Source organism: Microcoleus sp. AT3-D2 (genome assembly GCF_036705715.1).
Lineage (GTDB): Bacteria > Cyanobacteriota > Cyanobacteriia > Cyanobacteriales > Microcoleaceae > Microcoleus.
Map to the genome: position 1 here is coordinate 35,240 of NZ_JAUBVE010000057.1, position 12,211 is coordinate 47,450.

Annotated in this window: 9 protein-coding genes; 3 read left to right on the forward strand and 6 right to left on the reverse strand. The window is 44.9% G+C overall.

What is annotated here, in order from left to right; translation table 11 throughout:
- Window positions 1-137: 137 nt before the first annotated feature.
- Window positions 138-869: a sucrose-phosphate phosphatase gene (locus QUB44_RS21315; RefSeq protein WP_333370539.1), complete on the forward strand. Its 732-nt coding sequence runs from the start codon at window positions 138-140 to the stop codon at window positions 867-869.
- Window positions 870-1,295: 426 nt separating this feature from the next.
- Window positions 1,296-1,649: a DUF6464 family protein gene (locus QUB44_RS21320; RefSeq protein WP_333066483.1), complete on the forward strand. Its 354-nt coding sequence runs from the start codon at window positions 1,296-1,298 to the stop codon at window positions 1,647-1,649.
- 238 nt (window positions 1,650-1,887) lie between these two features.
- Here the strand turns inward: QUB44_RS21320 and QUB44_RS21325 are convergent, their stop codons facing one another.
- The 6 genes from QUB44_RS21325 to QUB44_RS21350 form a co-directional block, all read right to left on the reverse strand.
- On the reverse strand, window positions 1,888-2,238 hold the full coding sequence (locus QUB44_RS21325; RefSeq protein ID WP_333370541.1) for a late competence development ComFB family protein: 351 nt from the start codon (window positions 2,236-2,238) through the stop codon (window positions 1,888-1,890).
- A 74-nt stretch (window positions 2,239-2,312) separates the two neighbouring features.
- Window positions 2,313-2,621 (reverse strand): DUF1830 domain-containing protein, encoded by a 309-nt coding sequence (locus QUB44_RS21330; protein WP_333295431.1) that lies wholly within the window; start codon window positions 2,619-2,621, stop codon window positions 2,313-2,315.
- A gap of 1,068 nt (window positions 2,622-3,689) precedes the next feature.
- Window positions 3,690-4,076 carry a response regulator gene (locus QUB44_RS21335; RefSeq protein WP_333370543.1) on the reverse strand — a complete coding sequence of 129 codons (387 nt, stop codon included), beginning with the start codon at window positions 4,074-4,076 and terminating at the stop codon, window positions 3,690-3,692.
- Between the two features lie 297 nt (window positions 4,077-4,373).
- Complete coding sequence (locus tag QUB44_RS21340; protein ID WP_333370546.1) at window positions 4,374-7,820, reverse strand: PAS domain S-box protein; 3,447 nt, start codon at window positions 7,818-7,820, stop codon at window positions 4,374-4,376.
- A gap of 270 nt (window positions 7,821-8,090) precedes the next feature.
- Window positions 8,091-10,013, reverse strand: a complete 1,923-nt coding sequence (locus QUB44_RS21345) for a response regulator (RefSeq protein ID WP_333370548.1) — start codon at window positions 10,011-10,013, stop codon at window positions 8,091-8,093.
- A gap of 202 nt (window positions 10,014-10,215) precedes the next feature.
- Window positions 10,216-11,502, reverse strand: a complete 1,287-nt coding sequence (locus tag QUB44_RS21350; RefSeq protein WP_333370550.1) for a chemotaxis protein — start codon at window positions 11,500-11,502, stop codon at window positions 10,216-10,218.
- A gap of 245 nt (window positions 11,503-11,747) precedes the next feature.
- On the opposite strand from QUB44_RS21350, the gene QUB44_RS21355 reads away from it, so the two are divergent.
- Window positions 11,748-11,990 (forward strand): hypothetical protein, encoded by a 243-nt coding sequence (locus tag QUB44_RS21355; RefSeq protein ID WP_333370552.1) that lies wholly within the window; start codon window positions 11,748-11,750, stop codon window positions 11,988-11,990.
- The last annotated feature ends 221 nt before the right edge of the window (window positions 11,991-12,211 follow it).

Consider the following 12,211-nt stretch of genomic DNA (forward strand, 5'->3'; position numbering starts at 1 on the left):
AATCTCGCCAAGCTTAACCGATAAGCTTGCTTATAAATGTAGTTGGTTTAACAAATTCTTATAAATAGTTAAAATTATTTTAGGAAGCCATCGATTCCCAATCCCTAATCACTGATGACTGCTGACTAATTCCCAAAATGAAGTTTTTATTAGTTACAGATTTAGACAACACGCTAGTCGGAGATGACGAAGCAACTCAATTTTTTAACCAGCGCTTGCAATCACACCGCTCGCAAATTTGTTTGGTTTACGCTACCGGGCGTTCTCATGCTTCAACTTGCGAATTAATTGCCCAAAAGCAACTGCTAGCACCCGACTATTTGATCGCAGGTGTAGGTAGCGAAATTTACCAAGACGGAATCCTCGATTTAGATTGGGCGGAATATCTTTCTCAAGACTGGGATAAAATGGCGATCGCCTCTTTAGCTCAGCAGTTTTCCCAGCTTAAACCCCAATCCCTAAAAGAACAAAATCCTTGGAAAATCAGTTATTGTTTGGAACCAGCAGCAGAAAATAGCTCGACTGTCCAGGCTTTGCAGCAAAAGTTAACTGAATCGCGACTGCCAGCTCAAATCATTTTTAGCAGCAATCGTGATGTGGATATTTTACCGCAAACTAGCAATAAAGGCAATGCCCTTACTTATTTACAAAAGCGCCTACAAATTCCATTTGAGGCAACATTAGTTTGCGGTGATTCTGGCAATGATATCAATATGTTTGAACAGGATGTCCGGGGAGTAATCGTCGCTAATGCTCTATCAGAACTATTAGAATGGCATCGCGAATGCGGCACTGAAAATCATTATTTAGCTAGTTCTGCTTGCGCTTGGGGAATCATGGAAGGAATGGCATATTTTTGGGAATTTTGATTGCCAAAAATTGGGTTTGGTTTGTAGTGAGCAGTGAAGTCCTCATACAAATCACAGGACTGAAGTCCTCAGTACAAAAGCACCCGAAGCACCCCAAGTCCTGCAAACAGTTAAAATATGTTCAGCAATCTCAACCGCGTATCGATCGAACCTGCGAGTTGCGATACCATCAGCGTGTACTGCTTTATCAAACCTAATCGAACTTAACTTTAGTTACCTCAAGCGAGTTGAAGTTTATTTCCTAGCCTGTTGGGCCCAACGTAATGGAGGGAGTCGGCTATCCCCCGATCGCCAAAGGTTCTATAGTTAAGTGTAGGGCCTAAACCTAAATTACTTTCTCTATAAAAACTTATCTTTCTAGATGAACCAGATGTAGGTTGAGTCAACTATTTGCCCCTTTAGTTCAGTTCGCCAACGCACCGCCAAATGGAACAAAATACTTTACCCGTAGAGGTGATTCTCTCTCACCCCCGCCAATATTTAGGTAGCATTCGGCTGGATTGGACGCCACAACCGGGGAACTATCTAGATTTAGAGGGACAAACCTACGCTGTCTTGGAACGCCACCACCGCTATCAACTCAAATCCGGCCGCTACCGACTGCAAAAAATTGCCCTGTACGTGCAGTCGGCCACACCGCCGACGGAAAGAACTTTTGTAAGCGGCATCTGGGTTATCGGAGATGCTAGCTGTCGCTTTAATGCTCGATCGGAAATTCTGCGCTGCGCTGTCAATCCCAATGGCCCGTGCAACTGCTGCTGCGATTACCAAAAGTCTTGAACCATCTAGTCAATCGATTTTAGATTTTAGATTTTAGATTTTAGATTTAAGCATTGACCCCACGGATAAATTTGGGGGCGCCTTTATCGGATACAGGTTTTTTATTTCTGGGTCCTGAGTCTGCGAAGGAATGAATCCGGGGGCTTGTATCCTGGATGCTTTCGGTCAGTACACAATTCCACCTCGCCCAACCGAGAGGGCCGAGAATCTCGGCGTCTCCCTCCTTCACGAGAAACTATCACAACCAACTAGCAACTCTGGAATCAAATTTAACTTCTTCAGGCAGGCAGTAATCTATCTTCTGATAGCTGTGCAGCACCTCGCGAATGCCAGTATGAATCAAATTTTCTATGTGCAGCAACTGCTCCGAAGAACAGCGAACCTGAACTGTTTGGTTTGACACAGACTCGCCGGAGTCGATCGCAGTATATCTATTAGGAACTCGGCTGAGCACATAAGCAATTAAATCTTGTCGCAATCCCGAAGGCGAAAAAGCTTGTTGGTATGGGTGCTTCGGATAAGACTCCAAGATAATTTCTACTTCCTCTGTGACTACAGCTAAGGTAATATTGACAAGATTTTTCTGCATTTTCCCCGTCCCCAAACACTCGTTAACTAATATTCTTGTGGCCGTTCTCGATCTCGTCTGATTTCTCATGAATTTTAACCGGCTAATACCGCCAATCGTTCTTCGGTGATCACCAGCTCGAACTCGGAACTTACCTCTTCTATAACCCGCAGCACGTAGCAGGGAATCTTGTCGGATAAAATAGCACTTGCCACTGTACCAGTGTGAATTTCTAAGACTGCTTCAGCAGCAGCTTCAAACATCAGTCGCTGTCCCGGAAACATCACTCTTTCAAAGTACCAATTAGGAATGTTCCCAATCCGAACCACTTGAACTAGGTTGGTAACATTTGCGTAATAGCACAGAATCTGGTTGTTACCTTTATAAGATAGCTGATCAGACATTGAAAAAATCTCCACACTCTTTCAAAAACTTACTGAGACTTGGCTTTGCCTGTTAGTGGCAATTGCGAGTTTGGCTCTCGATCAAACGACCGACTTATTTTTGGGGTGTTATTCGAGATCGCAAATCACATCTTCAGTTATTAATTTTTGTAGCATTGAGTTATCCTGCCAACACTTAGAGGTATGGCGCAGAAACTCCGTTTTTCCAGGTTTAAAAACCCGGTTTGTTTGGTATGCAGGGCCTAGGCCCTGACTTATTGAGGTTGGTTGTGCTGTAGCAGCAGTTAATTGAAAGTACCGTCACTTTCCCGAACTCTCCTAACAACAGATTCACTCTTTGGCAGCGGAATGGTGCTGAGAGTGCGATCGGTCTTCAAATCCAGAGCTTGGAGTAAACTTTATCTAAAAAATATGAGGAAATTATGAAGACCATCATTTTTTTTGATAAATATACTTTTGCCGAAGCAGGGATTACAACAGTTAGGCAAAAACCGGGTTTTTTAGCCAAAAACTTGGCGGCATCTGTGATCCTGGGTTAAAAAACCCGGTTTCTGAGGGAACTCTGCGTCAATCTTGGATTAGCAGGCTGAAACCGGGTTTTTTAGCAAAAAACTTCCCTGTCTCTGCGATCCCGGGTTAAAAAAAACCGTTTTTGACACAAGTGTGCGTAACTTCTGGCGGGGTTATTCGGCCTGTAAATATGGTATTAGCCGATCGGCTTTGCGGGTAACAAAAAACCCCGACTCCCTGAGATCATCTCTAGAAATTCTAGGGAATCAGAGTTTAAATTAACCAATCACCGATCCATCTCAAAGCTAAATTAAAAAAATGAGGAAATTATGAAAATAGCAGGAAAAACTAGAACTTTCCTGGACGCATAAACCCGGTTTAATAACATAATTTCATGATTTTTGCAAGAATCAAGGGAATGAGAAAGCGGATTTTTGATCGTCATCCGGTTTTAATGCCCCCTTGATTCTTCCGTCGCGCTGGGCCGACTTTGTTGGTCTAGTAGCGGTTTCAACTGCCGAGTTTGATCTGCTATCTGCGATCGAATTTTACCCCAGTTTAAAGCAACGGTTCCCAACCCAGAATTTCCGCCACTTGCTGTGCCAAACTCAAAGGATCGAAAGGCTTTGCAATCACCCCCGCTACCCCCAAATCAGCAAATTCGCTCAAATCCATCGCCTGCACCTTAGCCGTCAGGAAAATCACCGGCATCCCCCGAGTCGCCGCATTCTTTTGCAGCAAACCAAACAGAGTAGGTCCGTCCATATCCGGCATCATCACATCTAGCAGAATAGCGTCAGGGAGTTGAGTTTCAGCTAAAAGCAATCCTTGCCCGCCGTCGGGCGCGCTTAGTACCGTCCAGCCACCTAAATGTTCCAGACAGGCCTGGATCACGCTGCAAAGGTTTTTTTCATCATCGATTACCAGAATACGTTTTGCTGACATAATTAAAACTCAAATTTTAAATTAATCATGGTAAACTAATCATCGTAAACTGAAAAATGACTTTTGCACCCTGGCTCATCAACCCGCTTTATTCACAGATGTAGCAACAGGAAGAAGCAATAAAATAAAGAGTTTCAGCAATTAAAAACGTCCTAATCGTCGGGAACGGTTTATATATTGTGCTGCTCACCTACTTTAACCCTGAACAGAAAAATCGACCTATCAGGCTCCCAAAATCACCCTCCCCGCGTGGGTTGCCAGGAACTTGAGCTGTCGCGAGATCTTATCAAAGCAATCTCAAACCTCCAAACTTTTTCCCCCTTCGCCTTCCAACGGTGCAGGCACTGTGAAATAGAAACTGCAGCCTTGTGAGACAACACTTTCGACCCAAATTCTGCCGCCGTGCTGCTGTACTATGCTGCGACAGATAGCCAAACCCAAACCAGTACCTCCTTTTTGGCGGGAGTCAGAAGCATCGACCTGTTGAAACCGTCCAAAGATAGTTTCTAGTTTATCTCTAGGAATCCCCCGCCCTCGATCTTTGACTTCAAATAAAACCCGATTGCCCAAATCTTCAACCCTGACAGTTACTGTACTCCCTGGAGCGGAAAATTTAATCGCATTGCTCAACAAATTTACCAGCAGTTGAACGATTCTGTCGGGGTCAGCCAAAATTTTGGCTGACCCCGACAGAATCGACAAATCAATGTTATTTTCAGCAGCCAAAGAAAGTACAGCTTCTGCAGACTTCCGCATCAAAACCTGGCCATCGCACCACTGCTTGACGAGGATAACTTGGCTCGAATCGAGCCGTTCTAAGTCGAGAATATCGTTTACCAAACGCACTAACCGTTCGGTATCGCTCGAAGCGATTTCTAACATCTGTTTGGCAGTTTCCGGTTTACTTTTCAGTACCCCAGCCGCCAGCAAACCTAAAGAACCGCGAATGGACGCAAGCGGAGTTCGCAGTTCGTGGCTGACAATCGAAATAAACTCATTTTTCATTTTTTCAATTGCCCGACTTTCTGTGATATCTGTAACTGTGCCGACGTGACCAATTAGTTGAGATCTGTCGGAAAAGATCGGAGCTGTTTTAAGCCGACAAAACCGGATGGTTCCGTCTCGCTGGATGTGGCGGAATTCGCAGGAAAATTCCCCATCTAGCGATTGCGATTGGGACCACTTAGACAGAATTAGTTTGAGGTCTTCGCGGTGAACAAACCGCATCCAGCCGTTTCCTAAAGCTGCTGCCGATGTGAAGCCACCAATTGCTTGACAGCGAGGATTTGTATAAGTACATTTCCCCTCAGTATCGATTTTGAAAATGCCCACGGGGGAACTCTCGCTCAGAGAGCGAAATAAAGCTTCGCTTTCCTGAAGTTCTGCTTGAGAGCTTTCTAGTTCTCTGGTTCGCTGCAAAACTCGCATTTCTAACTGTTCGTTGAGCTGTTGGAGAGCTGCTTCAGCAAGTTTGCGATCGCTAATATCGCGGTGCACTGATACCCAGTGGGTAAACTCACCTGTTTCGCCAGCTATGGGCACAATGCTCATTTCTACCCAAAATTCCGTCCCGTCTTTGCGGTAATTGATCGAATCAACCCGCACCGGCTGCCAGGTTTCTAAAGCTGTCCGAACTTGATGGAGACTTGCGCGGTCTGTTTTTTCTCCTTGCAAGATGCGCGGCGTTTTGCCCACAACTTCTTCTAGCGTATAGCCGGTCATCCGCGTGAAAGCTGGGTTGACATAAAGAATTCGCGGGCCCGGTTCCTCAATCGGTTCAGCTTCGGTAATTAACACGGCGTCGTTAGTGGTGGTGACTGCTGATTCCAACAGGCGCAACTGCAATTCTCTAGCTTTGCGATCGGTAATTTCTGTAATAGTCCCCACCATCCGCACTGCATCGCCGGCTTCGTTGTAAAAAAACTTACCTTTTCCCTCGATCCAGTGAATGCTGCCGTCGGGCCAAACCACGCGGTATTCCAGAAAGTAATCTGCTCGCTGGGCCAGGGTCTGATTTATCGCATTCTCCATACTTTTTAAATCTTCTGGGTGAACGCAAGCTGCAAAACTTTGATAAGTTCCGGCAAAAGTACCCGGGGTCAACCCAAACAACTCTTCGTGTTCCCTCGACCAAACAATGTGATTTTTCTGCAAGTCCCAGTCCCAAAATCCGATTTTGGTAGCGGACAAAGCTAAGCTAAGCTGCTGATTTTTTTTCCGCAACTCCATGCTAGTAATAGCAACTCGAAGTTCTCGGGCTATTTCGATTTCGCACCGCTGCCAAGGCAAAGATTTTAACCTCACAGTTTCTTGCCACAAGTCAAAGGAATTGCGAGGAGACAGCGGCCGGCTGCCATCCGGTTTCACTTCAATTTCCCCGTCTGGTTTGCCGGCCCAGTTGACAGTTTGAATTGTTTCTGGACGGAACCACAAAATGTAATAATTTTGCATTTCGGACATGGCAAGTACCAGCAAACCGCTAGCAACTTCTTTAAACTTCTCGGATGGCGGATACAGTTTTGAGAGAGAATCTGTATGAAAAATATCATTATTTCTTTGAGTTTTTATCCAAGCAATTAAGCTTTCGATTTCTACCAATTCCGGGGTTTTGCCGATGGGTGTTAAATTTTCATTGGCACACACAACTCCACCGGTAGCGCCCACTAAGGCTAGCAATTCATATCGGGATTTAAGTAAACCTTCTACAAAGCAGTGTGATTGAGAAATTTTTGTGACAAATTTATGGCAATTTTCTTTTAAATAAATTGCATATTCCCAATTTTCGCTATCTTGTTTGTAACTGAGTTCTAGATTCACAAACTTGGCTAGAAGTTCGCAAGCAGTTCTTGTTTCGTAGTTAACATACTTTCGTGTTGGATGGTGACAGGCAATCAATCCCCAGAGTTTTTTATCTTTGATTAGTGTCAGGGTCATGCTAGCGGCAACGTTCATATTTGTGAGATATTGAACGTGGCAAGGCGAAACTGTTCTCAACAAAGAACCGCCCAGATCTAAAGGGCGACCCGTCAGCGGATTGCAGTGAGGAATTAGTTCTACAGGCTGACAGTTAATATCGGGAATAAACCGAATTAAATTCATGTGGAAGAGATTTCTTGCCTGGGGGGGGATATCGGTAGCCGGATAGTGCAGTCCCAATAAAGGAGCCAAATTTTCTACTTTATCTTCGGCGACAACTTGCCCCGCACCTGTGGCATCAAATTGATAGACCAGGGCTCGATCGAAACCGATCATCCTCCGCACTTCTTCAACTGCTGTCTGACACAGCACTTGCAGGTTTGGTGTTCTGTGGATTTTGTCTACTGGCTCTTGGACTAAATGATAAAAATTGAAAGCATCGCTAGGTTTTGGGGAAACAGCCGACTCGAGTTCAAGAATTAATGCTGAACTAGATTGATGCAGCGTCCCCTGAAAAAAAGACTGGCGGTTTTGGCTTTTGAATGATAATCTGATAGCGTTAGATTGATGGCAGTTTTCAAATAAAGATTTTTCTATAGCCTCAATTTCCTCAGTTTCGACAAATTCCTGTAAAAATTTGCCCAAAAGTTCTTCGGGATAAATGCCGAGATCCTCAAAAATATTGTTGCTAACTTGCAAAATTTTTAACTCAGGAGGTTCCAGCACTAAAAGGATACCATGAGGTTGGATCGCAGCCGGGGCGTAAATTAGTTCGCAGTCGCTGTCATTGAGATTGTCTGTGTCTGAGGGCAATACCATTGCTTTCATCTGATTAATAATTCTCTAAATTAGTCTGTGTTCTTGATCGGCGGGCAAGCATCAATCAACAGCACCGCGTCGAAATCACACAATCTAACAATCCCAAGTCTTGGCGAAGGCTTCCTGATTTGTTGCGGACACGCACTGCATATTTGCTCCTAGTTATACCAGTTTAAAAAAAGAATACAACTGTAGGTACGTGCTCGAAACCCATATCTCATCAGTCATTCCCAGTTCTTCACTTCTTTAATTCTTTAATCTTTTAAATCTAAAATGGGATTAGCGCTGTGCCTGAGCCAGTCTGTTTCTGAGTTGAGTCCGCTCCAAACGATTCAGGAGGCGAGCAATTAATTCCGGTTTCACGATCGGCTTGTTAACGTAGTCGTCAGCACCTGCGACAAACATTTGGCGCACTATTTCCGATTCGGAATGAGCTGTCAAAAATAGCACGGGGAGCTTGCTCCAGCGCAAATCGTTGCGAACTGCCAAACACAGCTCGATACCGCTGTAACCGGGCATCTCCACATCTAAAATTAGCAAATCGGGACAAGTCGTTTCGAGTACCTCCCAGAACTTTTCGGGATCGTTCAATGTTGTTACTTGAAATCCCCAAGGTTTTAGAATCACTTGCAGTGCAGCCAATAGTTGCACGTCATCGTCTACCACCATAACTTTTGCTTCAGCAGGGCCAGTCTGGTCGAGTAGTTGGGCGACTGCTTTGAGTATATCTGCTGGGGGCATAGATTTGTGTAAAAAGCCCGAAGCTCCCAAACGAGCAACTTCTATTCGATCGCTCAATTGATTGTGCCCGCTAAAAACCATCACCGGAATTTCGGGTTTTTCACTGCGGAGTTCGGCTAGGAGAGAAAGTCCGTTTTCCTGAGATCTGGAAAATGTCAAATCCAGCAAAATCGCGTCGGGAGGCTGTTGAGAAATCGCATTTCTTGCCGCTTGCGGAGAGTTGGCGACTTCTATCTGGAAGCCGGAACCGGATGCTACTGTTTTCAGTCGATCGCTCCCAAAAGTATCATCATCCACAACCAGCATTCGACGCTTTTGGGAAACCGCAGGAACCAAATCGCCTTCTGGTTCGGCCGACGGGCGATCGAATATCTGTTTGAGCTTATGCAGAAATCCCTCAATCTGCTGAGCCGTATCCGGTTTCCAGATATTTTCAGCCTTGAACAAATGTTCTATCTGGCGCGCCACTTCTGAACCTTTCGGCAGCCCTAACGTTCCCAAAGAACCGACTAATTTGTGAGCTTGAGCCTGGGCTTCCTGCCGAAGTTCGCCCTCCAAGGTTCCGCTTTTAAGTTGAGCGATCGCGCGATCAAATATCGCCACCTTTTCTATAAAATTAGCTTTTAAATTTCCCCGCATTTGGGCAATCGCATTCAATACTTTGAGGCGGCGCTCGTCTTTGTTTAATTCCGGGTTCGACCCGCTGGATTCAGTAGATAAAGTCTCTTGAGTTTTAGCAGTTTCTGCCGTTTCCTGCCCAACTTGTTGCCTCTCAATCTCCTCCGGCAGACTTTTGAGCCGATAGCCCAATCCGTAAACCGTTTCCACTAAATCTACAGTCATCCCGGCTGCTTTCAGTTTCTGCCGCAGCCCCTTGATGTGAGCGGTAACGGCTTCTTCTTGAGGAAATTCGCCGGCCGACCAAATGCGATCGAGGATGGCGCTGCGACTGAAAATGCGCCGAGGATTTCTCAGGAAAAGTTCTAGCAAATTGTACTCTTTGGGAGTCAAGTGCAGCACTTTTTCGGCATAAGTTACTTCCGTAGTGTCTGGGTTGACTTGCAGTTTTTCCCAGGTCAAATTTGTACTTGACAAAGTTGCCTTACCCCGGCGCAGCAAAGCCCGAATTCGAGCGATTAATTCTTCGAGATTAAAGGGTTTGACCACATAATCGTCTGCACCCGCCTCTAAACCTTGGACTCGATCGTTGCTGCTATCTAGCGCTGTCAGCAGTAAAATCGGCATTTGGCAGCCGGACGCTCGCAATTTCCGACACAAACTAATCCCGTCGAGTTTAGGAATCAGCACATCCAAAACAATCAGGTCGTAATCATATGCCTGCACCAAATGCAACGCTGTTTCACCGTCTGCTGCCGCATTCACATTGTAATTGTGAGACTCCAGCGCTTGAGTCAGCAAACTGACTGTAACTGTGTCATCTTCTACCAGCAGGATTTTCATAAACGTCACCTGTCCTTCCAACTGTTTTTGGAATTTTTTAGCGGTTTTTAGGGCTAATTAAATAGCCTTTTTACAACTGAATGGAAATTTCTTCCACCTTCAGTATAACAAATAGTATTCTTGAAATAGAATAATTGTAAATTATTATTTTGATTCTATTTGTTTTCCTCTCAAAATGCTTCATTAGATTCAGGGTGGGATTTTATGGCTTTTTGGACTTCAGCGCCTGCTGAATCTTTTGAATCAGATATTGCGAGGAATCTTGATGTTTAACTAAGTCTTCTAACTCGGAAACTGCTACTTCGGCTTGTTCTATCTCTCGAACTAAAGAATCAGCGGTAACACTTTTTATGACTCCCAAAGGTTCTTGGATAGCGGTGTGTGAATTGAATTTTTTTTCCGCTATTAATTCTTCCAACTCTAACAGGGCCATTTCTGCGCGATCGATCTTGATAGTCACGGATTTAGCCACATTAGCACCCGCTCTTGCTGCCTCCGTGAGTTCGTGAACTCGAAGTTTAAACCGGCTGGCAATTTGCTCCATTTGAGTCCCCAATTCAAAAGTTTTACTTGCCAGTCTGCCAATTTCTAGACTCACTTTGCTCAGACCGCTGGGCTGACTTCCCATTTGATTGGTAACTACAGCCACCTGTACTGCTAAATGCCTGACTTGTTCGATCGCCTCCCGGATGGTTCGGGAAGTGCGGTTAACCGTTTCTAAATCATTAGCTATTGCTTTGCCCACGCCCAAAATTTTATCTGTATTGTTGCAAATAGAATTAGCACCTTGAAAAGTAGCTTGAAATGCTTGGCGACCTTCCGAAGAAATCAGTTTCGCAATCCTCACAAATCGCTGATTCATTTGAGCAATTTCTTCAGCTTGTTTGACCAGCGCCACTTGCTGGGAATTGGGATTGGTATGCAGCTTTTCTGTTTGACGTTGTTGGATTTTTAAAAGCTCATTACATTCGTGAACCTTAGCCTGTTCTTGTTGAAGTAGCGCCAAATACTTGTGTCTTTCTACTCGGTATTTTTGAATAAGTTTGTTAGCTTGCGCTAAAAGCTTTGACTGGGCAATTACCAGAACTTTAACGTCCAAAAGGCGGTGGCTCTGGTCTTCCATTACCACAATAATCGGTTCATAAATCAAGTCTTTGTGCCTGTTGAATGAGGCTTGCACGGCATCGTCAATTTTCCAGTTTTCCGAAAGCAGCAAAGGCGGAATTCTAATAAAATCTAACAAGGCTCGAATCGGGTGTGACCCGTAAAGTTCTACGCGATCGGGAAAACTCATTTGCTCTCGAAATTTGACGCGAGAAATCATGCCCAATACCTGTGATTCATGAGTAATAATGACTCCCGGCAGGTCGGGTTCTTGCTCAAATCTTTCAGCCACTACCTGTCCTAGAGTTGCAGCGCTCACTTGGAAGTCGTGACACGGCAGATGTCCGATCGTGAAATCGGGGGTGAGTTGAGTTGGATTGCTCATTTACCCGGATAGTGTTAAGTACAAGTTAACAAATTATATATTAATATTATACTGGAATAAGATTGTTGAAAGTAGTCAAGGACCCAGCACGGAAGTGACTGGGCTTCGGGCCTAAAACTTCATTTTTAGTTGAGCAGCCTGATACCTTTGATGTCTAGGTTTTTTGAGTAATGACACAAAGCGGATGCGTAGCTAGTCCTCTGTTCTGTCGTTAAGGGTTAAACATTTTTATTTGGGTTAAGGACGTGCCATTAGCCGAATCAGCTCAGAAAACAAAGGCGCGTGCTAACTTCACCCCAGCAATGGGAGTGGAATTGCTTAGTTTCCCTCAACAACCCGGTTCACAAACACAACCAGAAGCGATCAATTATACCGCCGTATCCCTTCCCCCCGTTTCCTCTTACCGCTTTCGCCCTCGTAAAGCGCTGCAGCGGGGCTCACTCGCCCAGAAGAAAAATGACAACTATAACAAGAAATTAGCTCTCTGACCCCGAGACCTTCTATTACCTACTTTCTGACTACTGTCATCTCAAGTCTGTTGGATGAGCGGCCTCTGCTTTGCCCCAGGTTCCGTCCTCACAACAGGGGCATTCATATTTTGTTCTTTAAAACAACCGGGAAAATATCTAGATTGAATCCCCACACACTGATGTTATTATTTTGATGGCTGGGAATAAGCGCTGCATACTGCGCGCGGGCTACCAGCCGC

What these genes read in the sequence shown, in the direction of transcription:
- QUB44_RS21315 (WP_333370539.1), top strand. Translation starts at nt 138, where the DNA reads ATGAAGTTTTTATTAGTTACAGATTTAGACAACACGCTAGTCGGAGAT.
- QUB44_RS21320 (WP_333066483.1), top strand. Translation starts at nt 1,296, where the DNA reads ATGGAACAAAATACTTTACCCGTAGAGGTGATTCTCTCTCACCCCCGC.
- QUB44_RS21325 (WP_333370541.1), bottom strand. Translation starts at nt 2,238, where the DNA reads ATGCAGAAAAATCTTGTCAATATTACCTTAGCTGTAGTCACAGAGGAA.
- QUB44_RS21330 (WP_333295431.1), bottom strand. Translation starts at nt 2,621, where the DNA reads ATGTCTGATCAGCTATCTTATAAAGGTAACAACCAGATTCTGTGCTAT.
- QUB44_RS21335 (WP_333370543.1), bottom strand. Translation starts at nt 4,076, where the DNA reads ATGTCAGCAAAACGTATTCTGGTAATCGATGATGAAAAAAACCTTTGC.
- QUB44_RS21340 (WP_333370546.1), bottom strand. Translation starts at nt 7,820, where the DNA reads ATGAAAGCAATGGTATTGCCCTCAGACACAGACAATCTCAATGACAGC.
- QUB44_RS21345 (WP_333370548.1), bottom strand. Translation starts at nt 10,013, where the DNA reads ATGAAAATCCTGCTGGTAGAAGATGACACAGTTACAGTCAGTTTGCTG.
- QUB44_RS21350 (WP_333370550.1), bottom strand. Translation starts at nt 11,502, where the DNA reads ATGAGCAATCCAACTCAACTCACCCCCGATTTCACGATCGGACATCTG.